This is a genomic window from Anaplasma marginale str. Florida, from assembly GCF_000020305.1.
Taxonomy (GTDB): Bacteria; Pseudomonadota; Alphaproteobacteria; order Rickettsiales; family Anaplasmataceae; genus Anaplasma; species Anaplasma marginale.
Genome location: NC_012026.1, coordinates 478,673 through 500,011, shown reverse-complemented (window position 1 = coordinate 500,011; position 21,339 = coordinate 478,673). Strand labels below are relative to the sequence as shown.

The 21,339-nt window shown below is 50.5% G+C and carries 9 protein-coding genes; 2 read left to right on the top strand and 7 right to left on the bottom strand.

Going from position 1 to position 21,339, the window contains the following annotated elements:
• Positions 1 to 228: 228 nt before the first annotated feature.
• From AMF_RS07080 to msp1a (AMF_RS07040), 6 genes are all read right to left on the bottom strand, one after another.
• A complete protein-coding gene (locus AMF_RS07080) occupies positions 229 to 2,058 on the bottom strand; it encodes a hypothetical protein (protein WP_010267509.1) in 1,830 nt (609 codons plus the stop codon).
• A gap of 61 nt (positions 2,059 to 2,119) precedes the next feature.
• Complete coding sequence (locus AMF_RS07075) at positions 2,120 to 9,649, bottom strand: hypothetical protein (protein WP_010267507.1); 7,530 nt, start codon at positions 9,647 to 9,649, stop codon at positions 2,120 to 2,122.
• Between the two features lie 835 nt (positions 9,650 to 10,484).
• On the bottom strand, positions 10,485 to 11,216 hold the full coding sequence (locus tag AMF_RS07070) for a hypothetical protein (RefSeq protein ID WP_010267502.1): 732 nt from the start codon (positions 11,214 to 11,216) through the stop codon (positions 10,485 to 10,487).
• A 21-nt stretch (positions 11,217 to 11,237) separates the two neighbouring features.
• Complete coding sequence (gene msp1a / locus AMF_RS07065; protein WP_012658934.1) at positions 11,238 to 12,173, bottom strand: major surface protein MSP1 subunit alpha; 936 nt, start codon at positions 12,171 to 12,173, stop codon at positions 11,238 to 11,240.
• 1,771 nt (positions 12,174 to 13,944) lie between these two features.
• The gene (gene msp1a / locus AMF_RS07050; protein ID WP_227013258.1) at positions 13,945 to 14,757 is read right to left on the bottom strand and encodes a major surface protein MSP1 subunit alpha; all 813 of its coding nucleotides are present in this window, start codon (positions 14,755 to 14,757) and stop codon (positions 13,945 to 13,947) included.
• A gap of 584 nt (positions 14,758 to 15,341) precedes the next feature.
• The gene (gene msp1a / locus AMF_RS07040) at positions 15,342 to 16,904 is read right to left on the bottom strand and encodes a major surface protein MSP1 subunit alpha (protein WP_244825257.1); all 1,563 of its coding nucleotides are present in this window, start codon (positions 16,902 to 16,904) and stop codon (positions 15,342 to 15,344) included.
• A 32-nt stretch (positions 16,905 to 16,936) separates the two neighbouring features.
• Between msp1a (AMF_RS07040) and AMF_RS10575 the strand changes: the two genes are divergently transcribed.
• Together AMF_RS10575 and AMF_RS07035 are read left to right on the top strand one after the other, a co-directional pair.
• A complete protein-coding gene (locus tag AMF_RS10575) occupies positions 16,937 to 17,647 on the top strand; it encodes a hypothetical protein (protein ID WP_244825255.1) in 711 nt (236 codons plus the stop codon).
• 434 nt (positions 17,648 to 18,081) lie between these two features.
• Positions 18,082 to 18,429: a hypothetical protein gene (locus AMF_RS07035; RefSeq protein ID WP_010264237.1), complete on the top strand. Its 348-nt coding sequence runs from the start codon at positions 18,082 to 18,084 to the stop codon at positions 18,427 to 18,429.
• Positions 18,430 to 19,409: 980 nt separating this feature from the next.
• Here the strand turns inward: AMF_RS07035 and lepA are convergent.
• Positions 19,410 to 21,206 carry a translation elongation factor 4 gene (gene lepA / locus AMF_RS07030; protein ID WP_010269856.1) on the bottom strand — a complete coding sequence of 599 codons (1,797 nt, stop codon included), beginning with the start codon at positions 21,204 to 21,206 and terminating at the stop codon, positions 19,410 to 19,412.
• Positions 21,207 to 21,339 lie beyond the last annotated feature (133 nt).

The following is a 21,339-nucleotide window of genomic DNA, read 5'->3' as shown; positions in this document are numbered from 1 at the left end:
TGTTCGTAAAACCTCGCACATCAGCATTTGGTCCGATACTAACAACAAGTGAGTTGTTAGTATACCATAAAAATACCCGAATTTAGGAAATTTTCTAAAAAAAATTTACTTTTAAACAAAATACCTACGGATATCTCGGTAGTACAAAATGTATTTATGGCTTTAGATCCAAAAAACCACCCAAGTATGCAATACCCAAAGTAAACTATGCTAAATCCACTATGGTGGTCACCTTCCAATTCCAGAATCAGGTGCGGTGGCGTCTATCCCAGACATAGAAGTCGGAGAAGGGCCACCGCCAGGCAAACGTAGTCCGTACTCCAGCTTCGTAGCCACATGATGGGTTCTTATCTTATCCTGCATGAGTGAGGGAAAAAAGTCCGATAGTGGGCCATTTTCGCTTGCCTTCATACAAGCATTTATCACTGCCTCATTGCGCACTTCCCCTATACGAGGGTCAGTTAGTAGTTCAGCAGAGCATTGTTCCCCTTCAAAAAGCAATGCAGATATTTGATCTGCAACCATAGCCGCAACAAGCTCTTGTAGGCCAGATTTGTCAAGCCGAGAGACGGAGTGCCTAAAATAGCTGAGCACATCTTCCGGAGCCTCAGCATCCAAACGTTGTTGCGCACCCCACTCCTCTGTCAACACTCCATATAGAGTCCAGACATCTGTATTACTGCTTCTAGACCGAACAAGCGCCTCAGCCATCATTGCATAGCCTTCCACATGGTCACGAGCTATGACACTGCGAGCAGTACCGTTCAATAAAATCGAACGAGTATTGACACCACCGCCTTCCGATATTGCGGCCGCCCTGTGAAATCCTGGAATTGCGCATAGTTGGGTAATAATGCCTACGGTTATATCAATATTGTACGCAGGATCGCAATCCAAATATGTGCTCACAAGCCCGTATATGCTCTCCGGTAGCCCTGAAGTGTTCATCGCTAAACGAGGAAGAAACCGCGCAGTGAAAACGTCATAATTTATGCGACCAGTGCAGGAATCCGACGCATACATGGTCGCAACTGCCTTAAGGGCACCAGTCACTACTGCGGTTCTCAGATCTGCGTCGCACAGTAATCTGGCAACTATCTCCCTCTGCTGGTCTAATCCGGTCAGATCTTTCACGCACTGCAGACTCGGGGCGGAAAGCACATACAGCGCAGACATCACCGGAAGCTCTGTACCATCCGGTGACTCAACTTCCATTGCATGCCCGAGACTCCTTATCATGTTTGTATAACACCGTGTGAATTTCGCGCAGCTCATAACAGTGTTTGCTCGGGCAAGTGCGCGGGGGTGCCTATACATAAGTCTCGCTTCCCCCGCACAACACGCAATATCATTAAAAACTCTATACCCTACCCCGTACATTACGTGCGAATACACCCCCTCATTGTGTTGTTCACCCAGTTGCAAAATCTCGGTGCCGTAAAACGACTGTAAATGATTGTATAGCAACCTCCATTGTAACTTAAAGTAAAGATCAAATGGACCATCCTCACTATATGCATAACGCGAAGGCAAAAACATTAATTTGAGCAGGTTTTTAGACGTAAGCTTAATCTCAACCGGATAGCAAAACTCCCCTGGAAATGAACCAAGAGTCTCCCTGAGTTGCATACCCACAGTTGGTATTTTCATATAATCGGGAAGTGCCGGCTTGAAGATCATGTGCATCAACCCTGGAGGTACGGGAGGTAAGCTACTGCCTCGATTCAAAACCCTATATCCAATAACCCGAAAGATATTTCTGGAAAGGTTGCAATATATCCCGCCACCCGTCGCGCCCTCCTCGGAAAAGTAAAACTTGGGCGTCTGGTGATCATTAGCGCGTGTTGTAATATCGTCCAAAATTTCACCTTTGAGACCGTCGTCGGTAATACTACGAATTTCGGCAACACCAACCGGTTGCAATACAAGTACGATACGCGTACTTGATATATCCTCGTGGGTAATCTCCGCAATCCCAAAAAGTTCAAGGATGCTGGGCGGCTGCATGGATCGCAGCGTAGTAACATTCCCGGCAGATGGCTTTATTGTGTCATTCATAGCAGATTAAGTCCTCGTTCAAATTAGTGGAAACGTAAAAAATGGGATGCTTAGAGGGCGACTACCGCAAATGCTGCGCAGCACCTACCCCCTGCTCTTCTCCTATCAGTTCATGATTGCGCGTATGCGGCGTCGCACTCCGCGCACTTTGCGCGGGCTCACAAATAAACACCTCGCATCGGGTGTTTCTAGTAAAGAATGACACGTCGCTATGGCTATTCATGATGCTAGGCAAAAATTCACGCACGGTCTCTTTTTCCGCCGCAAGAAACTTGCTAATAACATTCTTGCTATGAGCGCTGAGATCACGTGCAAATTGTACTGCCCCGCCTTGGGGACGCTCGTTGTTGCTGAAGTGCCCATAAAAGGCCCTGATCAACCTCTCTTCGCAATCAAACACAAGGCCGGGCGAGCAAACCAGGTTCTTATAAACTCTGTGCGCAACGGAATCTGCAACAAGTCCCGCAAGCATATTTTCGTCAAAGCCAGCTATTGCCGTTCCAATGCGCTCCTCGCACTCTTCAACACTTGGGACATTACCGCTGCCAAGAAATTCCTGCATTACCTCGCTGTAATAACCCTGCCTGTTTGACGCACCTCCGCGTTGCGCGGCCTTAGCCTGTGCACATGCGACGATCGCATTACGCATATACGATGCATCTGCATTCGCGAGATACTCATCAAGGGAACAGCCATATATTGTCTGCTCGGAATTTGTGTGGCTACCGTCTACCCACTTTTCTATGCTCGTCACGATAGCTGTTTGTCGCCCATGTTGGTCTATGTTGACGCGGTTAACACCTACAACCCTCTGCAACAAACCAACCATGCCCTCAGTTAGCCCGGGAATGCGGCGGCATATATCAGGCACAACGCTGTTCAACATGCCACGCACTGACGCACCGTCATCTGCTGGACCACCAAGACGACTAGATTTACTAAAATGCACTACAAGCGCGTCCAGACATGATGACATTGCTGCCATTATCAGGGCCATGCCAAACTCGTCATCAGCAAGAAACTTCCTGACGATCGCCTTGGTCCGCTCCTCTGCCCCCACACTTGTGCAATCAACTTGATACCCTGCGTGTGAAAGGGCATGCAGCGCCTTCAAAACTTCTACAGACGTGCCATCACCATCCGCACTCACTACGTTGTGGGATATTGACGTCATAACGCTCTGCAAACGCGTCTTGTTATCCGAATCAGGCATTACATTGTGCGCATCGCGGAAGCCTGACATGTATCTCTTAACATCATTGACAAATTTGGAGCCCATGGGACTACAAATAAACCTTGACCATTCTTGGTTTGGAATGATCATAGCCTCACCACAGTCCTGCCTGTGCGTGACAAAGTCACTACAAAGTTGCTGCTGAAGACCCAAATATGCGATAAAAGTACCGCCCCCCAGCAAATTTCCATTCAGTGTGCAGGCAACATAGTCATTGAGCATCAGCGACATTAAACTATTACGATCTATCCTGCGTGCAGCTGGGAGCGATAAATCACTAATATCAAATTCTGCTCGTTGAAAATTCAGCTTACCATCACTGAGCGACAGGCCCCCAGCCACAATAGGAACTTTCACTACGACCTTGGTAGACGTAGGCGATGAAGGTATCTCAGACAATAAAGTACCAATGCTCCTGCCGGGAGGCGCCACGCGTACATCAGGAGCAACTTTAAAGCTCTTACCGTGCATTACGCAAAAAGTGTGCGCGTCGCAGCCATCTTCCCGCAATGCAATAGGCTGTTGATAGAATGTTATAGCGGTATCGTTAGCACCCCGCCCCATGGCGACTAACATTCCTGCCTTTACCGGATGCGTGTTCGGCAGTGTGTTAACGTCAAATTCCTCCAAAATAAGCACTACGCGGTGATCAGCAACGCTGTCATGCCTTCTGAGAGTCTCTTCGCCAGCATACACTACGTTCTCACTCACCCTTAACACGTCACTTTCCCCTGAAAGAGACGAGCGTCGTGAACGGCCGCCAACTCTAGCGGCTGTAGCCTGCTGTAACTCAGTGGCAGGATCACTTGCCGCGTCAACTGTGTCAAAACCTTCTTCCGCTAGATCTTCCTGAACCGGTGTATAACTAGCCGGCGCCATAGCGGGTTGTTGAGGCAATTCTGCGGGATGCATGCTAGCTTCTCCCCCGTCATTACCAGCGGCACCGGGTACCGGAGTTCTGCTGCCACCCACTGGGGATTGGCTGCGCGAGCGGTCATGGTTTATGGTAACACCCGATAAAAATGAGTTGAGTGAACCACTGATGGTTGATAGTGAATCAGCGCTAAAGCCACCATCCGATCCCTGAGCATGTAAACCTTGCGCTGCTAGGTGCTCTTGGGCTTGTGTAGCACCAGCTGGCGTCACAACGGGTTGCTCAAAATTGGCTGAGAAGAACATACTTGTTTCATCGCCTTCACCCTCTTCCACAGAGGAGTTGGTGTGTGTTGGAGATGCACTACGTGAATCTTGCTCTGCTAGGTGCTTTTGGGCTTGTGTAGCACCAACTGGCGTCGCAACGGGTTGTTGAGGTAATTCTACCAAAGGCACTTTCCCTTCTTTCCCAACACCACTAGTACCTGGCATTGAAGTTCTATCACCACCCGCCGAGAACGCGCTGTGCAAATCCCGCCCCGATGGAGTAGCTTGCGACACACCGGATTGCGACAAATCAGACAATGAACCTGGCAAACTAGTTGATAGCGAACCTGTGTGCAGGCCTCCATCTGCCCCTGTAGAACGCAAATTTCGAGTAACGCGTGCAGCTTCACGCTCAGCAATTTTACGCATCACCTCAGGAGCTATATTTATTTCACTACCAGAGCGTTCATCCCGTGATTGCGCGCTGTCAGTTCGTTGTTGTCTTGTATCGCTATCGCCAGGCAATTGGGTCTTAAGCACACTACGGAATGCGGGGTATAAGTCGCTCGATACACCTAAAACTTCAGAATCGACCTCAATGCACATTGAGAGCCTCTGCCCCATTAATTTGGAGAAACATAGGTTTTCGGGCAGTTCTAACGCTCTGCGTGCAAGCAGCTCGCCCACTAGCGTATCAGCACCACGCGCAATCCCCGAAAATGCTTGCTTAGAATAGTTCTGCGGGTCATTATCAAGCATAGACGCGACCCCTGTGGCAAAAGCGTTATAAACTAATTCCCGCAAAGTCGAAGATTCCAGTGTTGGCATACATTTCCTGAGTTGCACCATGCACTCAGTGACGTTAGAAATCTTTTCTTCTCCGCGTTCGTATGCAGCAAGTACCTCGTTCAAATAGCCTTCCATAGACTCACCACGCATTGCTGCGCGTGCTACTATTACGGGTAGCGCATGCTTCACACTGGCACCACGCTCTTGAAGAATCTTACACTGTTGCGCTATTTGCCTTCCTCTGCCAGCTTCTGCCCTTCCTAAATCCGCCATGCCAAAACCGGGAATCACGTGCATGTGCGCAAGTAGCCCATGGCTCGCCACTTTGGTTTCTGCACCTTGCAGATTATAAAATCTAGCCAATACAGCTATTGCACTCTCAACAAGCCCGGGAATGGACTTGCAAATCATCGGAAGTGTGCTACTACGTGTGGCACTATAAACAGTACGAAGCACCTCATCTGAAAACGCTTTGGGGTCTTCTAGATCTGGCCTCTCACGTTTTACCTCATTAATTGTTGCTATTACACCCCGTACAGTTAGGGCAATGAGCGTATCTCTAAAACCTGGATCACCTAGAAAATTGCAGAGTAATTCTGAGTGTCCTACTCGCACTCGTGCATCTTGTGTAACATCATTTTGTAACAGCAGAGCACCCCCAGCGAGCGCATATATCCCACACATGGTCTCCAACGGAACACCGGGGTCATCTAGGGGAATTTCTGCACTGTTTTTTTGAGCGGTAGCCAGCACTGAGGCAAAAAAGTCACGGTCTGCTTGTGTAAGGAGCAGCTCATCGCTCAAAATAGCTTCAAGCTCCTCCTGGTGGTCTAAAAGGTCGCGAGCAAACCCGTTTCCTATATCGCTAAACAACATAAAACGACGCAGTGTTTCCTCCGTCGGCGCTCCTGTCCGTTCTTCCGCTGCTCCCCCTTCTGTCCCAAAAATGTTAGAAATAAGCGCGCGTTGAAGCCTAACGTAGTGGTGTAGGCATGATCGCCTCAAATATAGGGATTCAATGCTGTTGGTGTTTGCTAGCTGCAGCATCAGCTTCTTTAGCACCACCTCAATGCTATCAGTGTGAGCGACGGAGTGACGTAGATCACTGGGAAATTTGTAGTTGTTCTCAACTTTTAGAGTAAGATGCGGGTGGGACGCAACATGTAGACCATCCTCAATTGCGGTGCAGTCTGTGCGCACCAAAACCCATGAAACTCCATCGGGAATAGCCGTAGTATTGGCTCCATACCCAGTATGCAGAGTATTTATAGACGCAAGTTCGAAAAGGCTACCATCACACCCAACTATATAGAATGATCCGTCCACACCAAAAATGTGTGGTGCATCGCTTGTGCCGCCACTATTGCGCACTCCATTAACATATCTGACAACGTCATCATTCCCCTTTATCTTCTCATCGCCGGCTGGCCGGAGAAAAAATAGGACACAGTTTGATGATGCATCACCTATCGCATTTCCCTCATCACCGATTCTACTCACCGCAGGGAAATCAGAAGTGCCCGCATTCAGGGCTGGTGCGATATTCGCTTGCTGTGGGAGCGCTGTCTGGTCTACAGCTCCTTCACTGTGGCTAGGCGAACTGCGCTCAGTTTCTGCACTACTCGAAGAGGCTCTTTCAGCAGCTGTCTGAGAATCTTCTACAGAAAACTGCGGAGCTAATAAATCACCGAACACTGGTTGAAGCCCTTCTGACATAGCAAGAACATCAACTTCCTGTGTATGAAAAACAGCGCCTCTGATTTCGGTGCTAAAGGCGGAGGCAAAGACGGGTTCTTGGTGCAGAGCATCATTACGTAGCCATCTAGCAAGATGCTCACCTACACCAGGTTTACCCTGCACTATTACGTCAAGGTAATGCCGTGCCATGTCACCAGCAAACTGCTGCTCAATCCAAGAAGCCGTGGTATGGGCAACAACCTCTTCTACAGCATCACGCGTTAGTGCAGATATTATACTCCTAGCAGTTGTGGCACGCGCGGTGGCATCAGCCAAATCCGGAGAATTGCGGTACTTCTCAGTAACCAACGCAAAACAATCCTCCTTATCCCATGCATCCGCATCTCCCTGCCCCATTTCAGGCCTCTGCATAGCCTCGGCCGCTGCTGCTGCCACAATTAAAGGCCTTATCTCAGCACTACGCGCAGTATCGGCACAAAGCTGCTCATAGCGTGCAGAAACTCTCGCGCCTTCCTCGGCTAAACGGTTTCCTGTAGCTACTTCGTCAAAACCAGGAATAACATGTAATTGACTAACTATTCTGGGGCTAACAACGTTGAGATGATTGGCATCACGCACCCCACAAAATCCCAGCACTGCAGTGGTAACACTCTGGACAAGCCCAGGAATTGCACGACACATCCATAGTGCTCCCTGCCTACTGGAAATGTGAGCTAACACTCCATCCAGCCTGGGCATATTTGTTTTATTGCTCCTGTTAGTCTTCTGGTCCGGTAATTGCTCTTTGAGTACAACTTCTGCCACCTCACGTACAATAAGGTTTATGAGTGCACCCCTGAAATTTTCGTCAGCCAAGAACTTAGCGGTCAGCCCTTTCGTGAACTCATTCATGCCCGCGGGCATAATGTCGTGATCGCTTTTTACAAGATATGTGGCACCGGAAAGAGAATAAAGCAGGCACATGACTTCCTGAGATACCCCATCGGACCTGAAAATTTCTTCCTGGCCAAGGGAATCAAGAACAGAAAGCGCACAATTTAAGAACGCGCGGCATTCTGGACGCATATGCCTATCTTGCTCTACAGCAGTTTGAAAGCTTGCTCGATACTCAAAAAGGTCGCGTGTAAACCCGGCCCCTGCGGGACTTCTCATAAAACTACGCACGTCTTCCAACGGCAACTGCCTTTCCCGCGTTTTGGCTGATTCGCTTGCAAAGTTGTAGTGCAAGACAACATACTGGCGAAATATCTGCATCCTACTTTCTGGAGACTCAGGCAGCGCTGCGGAGCTGTGGTCCAACATCACTTTCTTAATAGTATCAGCTAGTGCCCCACAGTGGGCGACTGCATAGCACATATCACGTGGAAACTGCACTTCGCCGCATCTAGTATCCACTTTACGCACCAGCCCAACTATACGTTGTCCCTCTGGTAACTGCGGCCGCAATAACATCCACGAATCTCCGAGTGACTCGGTAGAATCCAGGCATTCAGCAGGTACTATGCTTGCGCTATCAACTCTAAAAATTGCGCCATTACGGGCAAGTATGTGAAGCTTATTGTCACAATGAAAAAGTTGGGGGGTCCCGATTGCCTGCCCACTATCAAGCATCCTCAGGATACGTGCGGCTTCTTCATTAGCTCGCAACGAAGACCGCTCAACCGGAGAGAGTCGCATAAATGCACAGTCAGCATCCGCTGAAAAACCAGCAGCAAATGCCACATCCTCTTCCTGGAAATATATGTCATCGCGAGGGTACGCTGCTTTCATCGCCATACGCAGCCGTCGCGCAACTTCGTGTGTGGGTTGATGTAATGTATCCCGCCGTTGACCTCCAGCAGGTACCGCACCAGCCCTCGACGAAGAGGCCGCAGGCTGAGAAGCGCTCTTAGGGCGAACGGATTCTACGCTAGCCCTCAGTGAAGAGACATGTTCAACGCCTGATGGTGTAGTAGGCGTAGACTGAGAAACAGTGCCAGAACGAGCAGGTGCAACATCAGCCATAGGCGAAGAGGCCGCAGACTGAGAAGCACCCCTAGGGCGAACGGATTCTGCACCAGCCCTCGGTGAAGAGGTATGTTCAACGCCTGATGGTGTAGTAGGCACAGGCTGAGAAACAGCTCTGGAACGAGTAGGGTCTGCACCAGCCATAGGCGAAGAGGCCGCAGACTGAGAAGCACCCCTAGGGCGAACGGATTCTGCGCCAGCCCCTAGTGAAGAGGTATGTTCAGCACCTGATGGTGTAGTAGGCGTAGACTGAGAAACACCGCTGGAACGAGTAGGTGCAACATCAGCGTCGGAGGCCGTTTCACCGCGATGTGGTACTTCCTCCGGTGTGCTGCGCGGCTGCTGCGCAACTTCTTGTGTGGGCTGATGTGCTTGTGCAGGCTGTTGTGATCTTTCTGGCGATGCGTCCCTCTGTTGGTCCTCAGTATGTGCAGCGCTAGCTCTAAGTGAAATAGCATACCGAACAGCAACACCAATGAATGCCAAAGCAAAAACAACTGCGATTGGTATGAGGGCTGCTAACGCCGTCGGATTGGCGGAGTACACAACTGACATCACTGCACTCACAACCGCAACAACAAACAACAGCGCCAGAACGATTACTTCTCGCACTCCCCTTCGTGGAGTATCAATACCAGTTTCGTCATCAGTTTCGTTCAACAACGTATAACCTATACCGCCTGTGTCGTCGCCCAACAGGCTCAGAGAAGCTTGATCCGGCATATATTTCACCAATTACACAAATAACTATTCTCGGAACCGCAGACTCATCGTTGCCAACATAACCAGGGAAGAAAAACAGCCGGATACACGGTACAGTTCATGTAAAATGCGCTGCAAATCCGTCTCACCATGTGGGAAAAGCCCTAAAATCTTCCGTATTGGTAACGAGAATGTCGCTTAATATCGAATATTTTTACTATTTATCATGAAATATCCAAAATTACAAGCGCACAACATCATTTATGCCTTTAAACCCTAGAAAGAGTAGGAATATCAAGGAAATATCATAATCGTTATTTGTATAAACAGACTTTCACAGTCAATTTGCGGGAAAGTATAGCTGGATGGGAAACAACACCCATAATGTGCTGAAGAAAGACCGCCTAGAACCAATTCCATCAAACATGGCAGGCTGAGGCAGTACCACCACAGACAATTACATGCATGCGATCACATGCACTCTGCGGTGGGCGTGCGAGAGAGAAACACACAGTGAAGAAGCATCGGATACAAGCCGCGTTCATCTTTGTAGTGTGCTGATTTCACCTTATCATCCTCTTGAAACATGGCTAGCGTGTGTATACAAAAAAATAAAAAGTGTGGAAACTCGTTAAAGAATGCGGCTTTACTAGTAGATAATCAGGATGTTCATACACATACTTGATGCATCACTAGGATGATTTTCAGCCCATTCCGAGAAGGCCGAACATCTCAAACAACTCTATGATATAAAGCGTGCGGTGCCGGTGCATGCGGCATAACGTCACAAGCGCCAAAGAAGCGGGCTTGCCACAACTAAAATGACGGCCCGCGCCATATTTTGTCTTGAATAAAGTCACCGAACGCTTCTTGATTGACTATCTGTAGACCCAGCTGCAACAGCTACTTCTACAGCAACTTTAGATCCTGACACTAAAGTGGCGGGCGCGGGTTCACAATTGTGTAAAGCGAGTACGCTCATCTCCGGGGGGCCACCCTCTGCTAATGCACATATCGCGTGTAGCCGCCCACCCTCATGCTCTGCAACATCGTCGCACATAAGCATCGTAACAGCAGGCAAGCTGGCCACGATAAAAATCATGACTACAACAGCAAAATGTGCAGCAGTGGCATCGGAGAGGGCATAAAGTATCGCGCCAATGGCTAGCGCAGCAACAAGCGCGCACAGCACGACAACTTTGTACGTTACACGCTTGCAGCAAGGATCAGTGTTATCAACAACCTTGCTGGGGCGCGACCGATTATCGACTTCGCAATATAAAGCGAGATGGCCGTAAGGCCGATTGTTGCCGTCGTGGCCCAAATCCTTCAATGCCATTACAGGCAAAATAATAAGCGCAGAGGCGAGGAACGCGACAAGCGCACACCCCATTATGCCCACGGCGAGCTTCCCGGAAGAGTCAACGCGCGCAACAACTAAGCCATAAACCAGCAGAAAGAAAACTACAGAAGATATCAGAAGTACGCAGCACTCCACGCCACCACGTACCTCCCCCGTACCGCCAACAGACGACTTTGCCGCCCTGCTATCAATTTTGAATGCCGAAAACACGCGTCCAGAGGCCACGACAACCCCTATTCCTACCCACTATGCGCAGATGCCAACAGAAGCACCGTTTTCTCTAGCGAGATGCAATGCAGCTTGCTGCCCCGAAACCCCAGCACCCGAAGCTGCAGTAGAATCCAGCACGACTGACGACACAGAGGTACCAGGAGCGTCAGCGCTTGAGCGGCATGCATCCGCAGGCACAGCAGTTACTGGAGCTTGTTGACCGCCACTAGGCGCGGCGGGCCTCACGTCTGGCGATAATCCGACAACTGGGGCGTCACTCAACACCAACACGGACGAGTGGCGCCGCGTTCCAACTACAACAACCGCAGAAGCCATGAATAACGCCAATGTAGCTAAAAACAGCGCGCTGCCTTGCCACGTTCCGGGCTTGGCGGCCATACACGCACAAGCAACTATTGCGCAGATGAACTCAAACACGGCCATCGCGGCCAGTGCGCGCATGCCAGAAAACGTACTTCTATCCTCTAACAATTGCCGCTGATGTTCCCACACAGATCCTTCCCGGACAACTCGCGCATAATCAGCCACAACACCATCTTCTCTCTCGTCCTGCACCGCCATGTACGCAACCGTACCGAGCAACGGAAGTAATACGACCAACGCCAGGCAGCCCCAAATTAGCGTACCAGATGGCCCAGCCAGCGTAGTCCGCAGGCACGCACAGATAGCAAATATCGCAGCGACCAGAGCCGCGATTGTTATTATAAACTGACCAGCACCAAAGAAAGATACCATGGACCTTTCCCGTATTTTCCTTTTGGCCCCGATCACCGTCCCCATTGCAGGATCACCAACTCTGACACGTACAGGCGAAATATTATGAACCTTGTCGCTAAACCTGACAGTTTTCCCCGCTGCCCATACGTTTCCGGAGCCACCACCGGGCCGATTCTTTTCCCTTAACACAACAAACACACACCGTAAAATGAACGCTAGATTACCACAGAGCACCGTGCAGCACCCTCAAAACACAGACAGCCCATCTGACTAGGAAAACAGGCAACCACACAACCCGTGAAAACTCGTGCACCACACACTCGCGGGGGGATTGTAGCATATGAACACGTGTGCACGCAATAAAATCTACTAAATTTTAAAATACCGAGAAGGCTGCTATATGCCGCACCCTGCAAAAGCGTGGTATTGTACCTCACTAAGTTTGGCTTTAAATGCCAGAGCCGCCGCACCCGCGCGCAACTTACGACACTACCTGGATGTTGTGGCACCGTACTGAAACAAACTTCATCACCTAAAAAGGCATATGTACGGCGATCAACCCGGACATTCTCGCAATCAAACCCTCAACCTCGACGAATAGGGGGTAACGCTGGGGCCTTGGACACAGAAAGCGCGATAATCAAGGAGGCTTACAGCTAAATCTGCAGATTTGAGTCTAACAAATGCATTTCAAGAGGATATAACATTCGCAAAGTATGAATCTCGCTCGATTCACGCCCTCTCGCTTCCATGGGGTGCACAGTTGGTGTATCCAACTCCGTGCCAAGCGGCAACGCCCCGCAGGTTGCGTTATTGTCGGTTTGCGAGAGGGTCACTGAGCTCTTTGTTGGCGCAGAATCTGCAGGCATGGTCCACATTTCACACCGCGGGTACGCCTCTTCAACAAAGAACCCGAAAAGTAGCAGTAATAGGGCAGCAACCGGTAGGCAGCATACGATGGTATCCGCGATCCCAGCCCATTTCTCCCAATTTGGAAGGCCGGCCACCAAGCAAAGACCCCACACCACAAATAATGCGACCAGCAATGTTTTCAGAGTCGGAATATTATCAGATGGTTTTTGCGATAATGCTGCGTCTGCAAACCTCACGCAAGTGTTGCGTCTGCGCCGCATCCATGCAACGCACATACCACAAGTAAGCGCCAGACCCAAAGTTGGATACACAATCAACCATGCCGAAGGCGCGATGGCAGCCGGCACTGCACCACAATATGTAACAGCGGCACATATGAGCTCTACCAGAAAACAGCAGGACATCACTCCAAGCGCCGCGGACGCTGCTGCGCTCTTAACGTAAACTTTAGGGAGATAAAACCTGGGCCATTTTATTTTAGTCTTCGGCGTACCAACATAACCCGGAGTCTGCACCTTGTTGATTTTTGCACTGTTAGGTATACTGGGCGCTGCAATTCCACAAAAAGGCGACGATCCGCCAGCATCACCAGCCGCGGTGCGGGGCCTTGGCCCCTTTTGGCATTGACGGCTTGTATTGTGACTTTTCATAGCACACACTACCTAGAAAAGCGCTGACTGGCATAAGAAGCCTAGCTCTACATCAATTGCGTAACAACAAATCAGCAGATAGAAGATCAAAAAAGACATTAAGGGCGCCAAACCACAAACACCATGCTTGACGCCACAGCTCCTAATTGCTGATTTTGAAAACTCATAACTGGTTTTAAAGGCTGAAAACGCTCGCCCCACAAGCCACAGCACCTTACCCTCACTCATTATACTTACTCAGAACATGCCCCGTACTCTGCACAGGGAATCGCGCATATCCCAATACTTACATGCACGCTAAAAGATCTACTCGCCCCTAATTAGCTCAACTAAGTTGACCGCGGACGAACACAGACCGGACAGCGGCCCCACTTTCCCACAAAACTCATGCGGAAATAACCCGGAGAAAAGTCCTCCAGCGGGGCATCCAGCAGGGCAGGCTACAAAGACGCGACTGCGCAGCGCATAATCAAGACAACGCGCTACGCTTCCGTATAAACTCTACACTGCAACTGCGGTGAGAACCCCAACACAACAAAATTCCCCAGCGTAGCCAGAGAATCGGGAGAATCCAGCCCAACAGTCACCACGAAGGTATCTGGTGGGACATCAGCAGTTTTCACTTGGCCCGAGTCTTCGTTCGAGCCGCGACTAGCTTCCTGGCCATCTGAGGCAGGAACTGCGTTAACTGTGATATGGTAAGCCTCGTCGGGGCCGTACTCCACTACTGTGTAACCTGTGTGACCACGTGAGAGCTCTGTGCCAAAAAAAGCGGCAATCGTGAACAACACCAGCGCGGCTAACATAAAACCACCGCACCATCCCCCACGATTTACGTCAATACATATGCAAGCAACAATGACGCCAATAAGTGCAAGTGCAGATATGCACGCCAACGCAACCATAGCCTTGGAACGACCACCATCATCAGACAGCTCTCGACAACCCTTCCTTGAGGGCTTAACTATTCTCACATCACTCCCTGTCGCAATGTCTGCTATGTTGTTGGCCGCTACTATCACCCCGGTTGCCACCACGAGCAACAATAGCAACACGAACGCCAGACAACTCCAACTCAGTGCACTACCAGCAACAGCGGGCTGCAGACACGCACCGCAAATAGCAATCACGGCGGCAATAAGAGCCGACATTGTTATGATAAACTGCCCAGCACCAGCAAAAGACGACATGGATCTGTCGCGCATTTCTTTGCAAGCCTTAGCCACCGTCGCTCTGGCAGGATCAACCATAAATGGCCCCCATCCTTCCCTAGAACGCTGCAGTGATTCATCCATTACACACACCTCATACATCAAACACGCCACCCCGGGTCACACACGCTGCTGTAGGCACCTACATCTCATCCCTGGCAACACCGCAGGTGACCGAAGCGTCCAATTGACCGGCACCGCACAAGCACCGTCCAACTTCCGCTCGACCAAAACACGAAAAGCCGCACCAAGTCGCTAGCCTCAGGGACAGGCTCAGCTCCAAACCCCGGAGAAAGGCCCCAGCACCGCACCGCTAGTGCCACCCACTCCAACAAGCACAAACAGCAAAGGCCGGTCACCGCAGCGCTCATATGAAAGCCGCGGCACCTGCCAAGCACACAACCCAAGCAACCAAGGACAGCAACAAAGCTAACGCCGCAGCTGCTACGGCAAACTACCAAAAGCTGGGGAAAGACGACACGGACCCGCCGCGCATTTTTGCGGGTTACAACCACCGTTGCCTCGGCGGGATCGACTCTATCAAAGACCGGAAACTCTTGCCTACCGGGACGTTGCAGCAACCCAACGCCCCGTTCATGCCACCTATCCACTCCTCAACAGCCGCCAATCGCCACCTATGAAGCAAAACCCAAGCTATAAAGCGGGCTTTACGCCGCCGCCTGCGCCACACCTGCTCCCAAAGTAGCAACAAGTTGTGGATCCACACTAACCATAATGGTAGCAGGAGGTACGGCCCCAGACTCGGCTGACGGCACGGAAGTTCCGGGAACACCAGCCCCGCCTTCTTGGCCGCCACCGCTAACAACGCCCTCGGTAGCACGCGGCTGCTGCTGGCCACCGGGTACAGCTTGAGCCGTACGAGCTGTAGCACACTTGCTATCACACTCTTCTGCCAACGATTGGTCACGTGTTGCCATTACAACAGCGGCACTGATCGCAAACAACACAAATGCGGCTAGGAAACATATGCTGCCCTGCCACGTCCCGCGCCTCGCGTCAACAGCAATACAAGCCACGACGGCAGCAATAAACACAAGCACGCTCAACCCGGTCAGTATCGCGGGAACATGCAACTTCTGCTGATCTTCCTGTCTCGCACGGGACAATTCCCTAGACCTCTCCTGAGCAGCAACCCGTTGCGCACCACCGGCAGCCTTCTTTTGACTCGAAGCACTCACTGCCGTATGCACAGCCATACCAAGTAATGGCAGCAGTGCTACTAGTGCCAGGCAGCCCCAAATCAGCGGACCGGACGCCCCTATAAGCCTAGGTTCCAAACACGCACAGATAGCAAACGCCGTGATAAGCAGCGCCGTGATAGCTACAACAAGCTGTGTAGTAGTGTCCGAAGGCTTCGCCACATACCGCTTACGCACGCCTGCATAGGCCTGCTTAGCCGCTTCTTTTGCACGGTCAACTGCATCAACGACCTTACCATGCACAGTTGACGGAACGCTACTAGCTGACGGGGTCGCAGCCTCATGCTCAGGTTCGGCAGTTTTCTCTTGCCCCGCAGGAGCACCACCAAACATCATCACACGGAACTTGTCAGCCGCATCGCTAACCGCACCTCTGTCTATTGCGGAACCGGCACTAAACGATACGACACTATACAAAGTGTCAGCATCAAGCTTATCCAGCTGATTGTACGATATACCAAGTGCATCGACGTGCCCGGCAAGCGTTTCCAATACGCTCCTAGCCGCAGACGCGTTCCCATCATTGTACGACACACCGCCAAACATGAAGTCGACAAAAGCCTCAAGGTCGCCCCTTTCTACTTTGGTATCACGGTCAAAACCTTTGCTTACCAGGCCGCCGTGCAGGGACCACGACGTCTCAACGTTTGCGATCGCGCTGTCAAGGCTGGCAGAGCACGCACCACTACTCTGAACATCAGCCGCAACCACCACGCTGTCAGCAAACGCTTGCGCGAGATAGGTGGCGTACCCTTCGCCAATCTTCAAACCTTGTAGCCCCAACTTATCCCCAACCTGCATAAGCACGAGTCGTATGGAGCCTAGTGAAAGGCCACTATCATGAAAGTGGCTGCGTACAAGGCCATCCTTCACGATTTCTTCGACTTCTGCAACACGCAGGGGAGCACACCCTCGCGATCTCGCGATCTCTCCCTGAGCAGCATAGACCCCTACAGAAATAAGGGCACGAGCAGCCAACATGTACTCAACACTCGCAACCTTGGAGCGCATCTCTTGCCGCCAATCAGTCCCTAATTGAGACGATGTACTGGCCTGATCACTTTGAGATGACACACTACTCTCTTGCTGCTGACCACCCGCTGACGAGCTATCAGCTCCTAATTGAGACGATGTACTGGCCTGATCACTTTGAGATGACACACTACTCTCTTGCTGCTGACCACCCGCTGACGAGCTATCAGCTCCTAATTGAGACGATGTACTGGCCTGATCACTTTGAGATGACACACTACTCTCTTGCTGCTGACCACCCGCTGACGAGCTATCAGCTCCTAATTGAGACGATGTACTGGCCTGATCACTTTGAGATGACACACTACTCTCTTGCTGCTGACCACCCGCTGACGAGCTATCAGCTCCTAATTGAGACGATGTACTGGCCTGATCACTTTGAGATGACACACTACTCTCTTGCTGCTGACCACCCGCTGACGAGCTATCAGCTCCTAATTGAGACGATGTACTGGCCTGATCACTTTGAGATGACACACTACTCTCTTGCTGCTGACCACCCGCTGACGAGCTATCAGCTCCTAATTGAGACGATGTACTGGCCTGATCACTTTGAGATGACACACTACTCTCTTGCTGCTGACCACCCGCTGACGAGCTATCAGCTCCTAATTGAGACGATGTACTGGCCTCACTTTGAGATGACACACTACTCTCTTGCTGCTGACCACTCGCTGACGAGCTATCATCTGACTGGGTGGACACATACTCTGCTGACATAACACACACACAAACAAATAAACCCTACACTGCCAGGGGCACAGCGTACAAACTTGTGCGACGTAAAACGAACGACCCAACATCGGGAAAGAGGACAACCACACAACCAGCACGCTATCACACCGGCGGCCTGATTGTAACATACGGAACGTGTAATCGCAAGATTAATATACTAAATTTTAACAATTGGGGAGCACAACCATACTGCACAGTATATGGAAATGTCTGCCATAAGCACAATACTACAGCCGTAAACATCACTCAAGCGTTGCGTTGTAATGCAGGTACCATAGCACGGATTAAGGCATGATACTAAACTGTAGCAGGTTAACCAATATGTAATCCAACGAAGGTAGACTACTCGGAGGTTATCGCACCTGCTACAGCGTGGAAGTTTATCCCGCATGACACTCGGGTGCACGCTTCAGAGGGAATCATGAATAGTTATGAGAGCAACGATCGGTACGACGATATAGAGTCAATCATCAGGGAATACCTAGGCAATAGGATGCTAACCTCTTGTGTGGCCGCCGCTTTGCTGAACACGCTGCTGCTGCATGCAATATGTTATCTACTATTTGTCAATCGGGCCAATATTTCAAAAGAGCTGGGTGTGGTTTTGTTGAGGCCATTTGCGGTCCTGGTGATGATTGCAGCGATGCACGTTGCCAGCATGATACTCGCAAGACCTAGCTTGCTGTTTTTTAGGCACAAGAACAGGCGGGCTCTCAGAATTTACTCAGTAGGCGCAGAGTGGAATAAGTCTTTCGGCAGAAGCGTCTGACGTCGTGTACCTTGCAAACTACATAAACCACAAGCCAATAGATGCAGCGTGATTCTACGCCAAAGCCCTGACATGCGTTTCTGCATACCCCAGGGCGGCAAGTGGCACGTAAGCTGCCACAGGCAATATCTCACTCGGGCGGGACGAGTCGGCTCCCTTGAGAAAGTGGTCATGTATCCCATTGTGGCAGCGGTAGATCGTTTCAACCCAGGAATTGATAGGACCCGGCGCATCTTATACCAATTTGATGATACTTTTTCGTAACCCTACCGGAACAAATCCGAATCTTCGGCGCAACCACCGCCGAATGCCAAGTGCATGCATCAAAATTCCCACAGATGGAGAGTTTACCCACATAGCACAAATGACAAAGCCCGTATACATCAATGAGGCTCGACCAAACCGCACCCTGTAGGCAGCCGCTCCCGCCACAGCATCAATTTAGTTGTGCTCCCACAGCCACGCAGAGGAAAGGCCACAATGGCACTCAAGATTTTTAGCTTATCGCATTGTAATGGCGTAGCCAGGTTTGAGGTGGCATCTGCGCATAACACCTTATCTTCCGCTAGACTATCACGCCAGCCACACATCCCGTACTATCCACCATGGTCGCAATAAACTGCCGGCCGCTATATGCTGACGACCCGCTGAAAGCGCCTACGCCGCAGTGTTAGGAGCAAATCTTTCGTGGCTGTTTGGCAACAAAGGCAGTAAAAACACTTACAATCCGAAAGGAATAGCAGGCGTGGTGGGATTTGCGCACACATCTGGACCATCACCCCGTGCTATGCGCGCTTCCTGCCGCCTAACTGACGTCCAGCCCAAAAGCAGTGCCTTGGCTGAATGCTGGGCAAGCTGTCTGATGTAAATCGGACTTGAAAGTACGACAGGGTGAGCCGGATGTCGGCCACAATCGCCACAAGTAAAGCCATAGCCCAGATTGTGCACGCAGTCACACCAGGCTCATGCATTCATGCGCGTCAGTCCTTCATTTTTAGGGCCTGTATGAACGCGCTTTGAGGAACGTTGACATTACCAATAGACCGCAACCTCTTTTTTCCCTTCTTCTGCTTTTCCAGAAGTTTCATCTTTCTCGTCACGTCGCGCCCGTACACCTTAGCCGTTACGTCCTTTCTGTAGGGAGATATAGTTTCCCGAGCTACAATTTTCGCCCCTACAGCGGCTTGGATCGCAACTTTGTACTGCTGTCTGGGAATCAAATCCTTGAGCCTTTCGCATATTTCCCGACCTCGAGACTCAACCTTAGATTTGTGTATTATGCACGACAGCGCATCAACGGGCTCAGAGTTAATAAGAATGGTAAGTTTAGATATCTCTGTTGGCACGTAGCCGTCTACGTACCAATCCAAACTCGCATATCCCTTGGAAACGGATTTCAGCGAGTCATAAAAGTCAAATACCACCTCCGCCAGAGGCAGGCGATATTTTAGCAGGGCCATGCTGCCGGTGTAAGACAAATCCACCTTCTCCCCACGCTTACTATTGCAAAGGGCAAGTATTGAACCAAGATATTGATCAGGCACCATAATTGTTGCCGCGATCCAAGGCTCCTCTACCCCAAGTATTTCGTGGGACTCGGGTAGATCATTCGGATTATGAACCTCCTTAGTAACACGGTGCTTGTCGGTAACCCTATACACGACGCTGGGCGCGGTTGCGGTAAGATCGAGATCAAACTCGCGCTCCAGCCTTTCCTGCACCACTTCCAGATGCAGCATGCCCAAAAACCCGCAACGAAAGCCGTACCCGAGTGCAGTAGAGCTCTCCATATCGAACGTGAAGCTTGAATCATTCAACTGCAACTTTCCCAACGCTTCCCGCAGGTGTTCAAAGCTACTTGCATCCACCGGAAATAGGCTACAAAAGACCACTGGACACGTAGCCCTGAACCCGGGAAAAGGGTTGTCACATCGCCGGGAATCCTCGGTCAGGGTATCGCCAACTTTACAATCTGCTATTTCTTTTATCCCCGCGGTAATGAATCCTATTTCACCCACAGATAGAGAATCTACCATCTGTTTGTTCGGGGTAAACACCCCAACATTGTCTACCTGGTATACCGCCCCCGTAGACAGCATGGCCACCTTCATGCCCTTTTTTAGCACCCCATCCTTTACACGCAGCAAAATAACAATGCCAAGGTATGGATCATACCAACTATCGACCAAAATCGCCTTCAGCGGGGCATTCGCATCCCCAACGGGAGCCGGCAACCTGTGGACTATTGCTTCCAAGACATCACTAATACCCATCCCGGTTTTTGCAGAAATCAGCAGCGCACCGCTTGCATCCAAGCCGATAATTTCTTCAACTTGTGACTTTACCCTCTCAGGATCAGAAGACGCGAGATCGGCCTTATTGAGTACAGTAACGATTTCGTGATCATTCTCTATCGCCTTGTAGACGTTGGCCAACGTCTGAGCTTCAACCCCTTGACTGCTATCGATTACCAGTAGTGACCCCTCACACGCCGCCAGGCTTCTACTAACCTCATATGAAAAGTCAACATGCCCAGGCGTGTCAACAAGGTTAAGATGGTAGACGACGCCATCCTTAGCAGCATACGTCAACCTTACAGTCTGGGCTTTTATAGTGATGCCACGTTCCCGCTCTATGTCCATGGAATCGAGCACCTGGTCCTTCATATCGCGGTCCGACAGCGCATTACAAGCCTCTATTAGCCTGTCAGCCAGGGTAGATTTTCCGTGATCTATATGCGCTATAATAGCAAAATTTCGTATAGTGCTTTCGCCCACCACAAGCCCAAAAATAGCGTCTTTGAGAGTTTAAGTCACTATCTCTCCCCTTTCAACGTAATAATTCTCCTTAGGTTCTCGGGCGTGCTACCGGACCACCGATTTACTGCATGATCCAGAACATGTGGCGCCA

Coding starts and splice junctions, on each gene's coding strand:
- msp1a (WP_227013258.1), bottom strand. CDS start 14,757: ATGGATGAATCACTGCAGCGTTCTAGGGAAGGATGGGGGCCATTTATG.
- AMF_RS07035 (WP_010264237.1), top strand. CDS start 18,082: ATGAATAGTTATGAGAGCAACGATCGGTACGACGATATAGAGTCAATC.
- msp1a (WP_244825257.1), bottom strand. CDS start 16,904: ATGCGCTCCAAGGTTGCGAGTGTTGAGTACATGTTGGCTGCTCGTGCC.
- AMF_RS07080 (WP_010267509.1), bottom strand. CDS start 2,058: ATGAATGACACAATAAAGCCATCTGCCGGGAATGTTACTACGCTGCGA.
- AMF_RS10575 (WP_244825255.1), top strand. CDS start 16,937: ATGTACTGGCCTGATCACTTTGAGATGACACACTACTCTCTTGCTGCT.
- AMF_RS07075 (WP_010267507.1), bottom strand. CDS start 9,649: ATGCCGGATCAAGCTTCTCTGAGCCTGTTGGGCGACGACACAGGCGGT.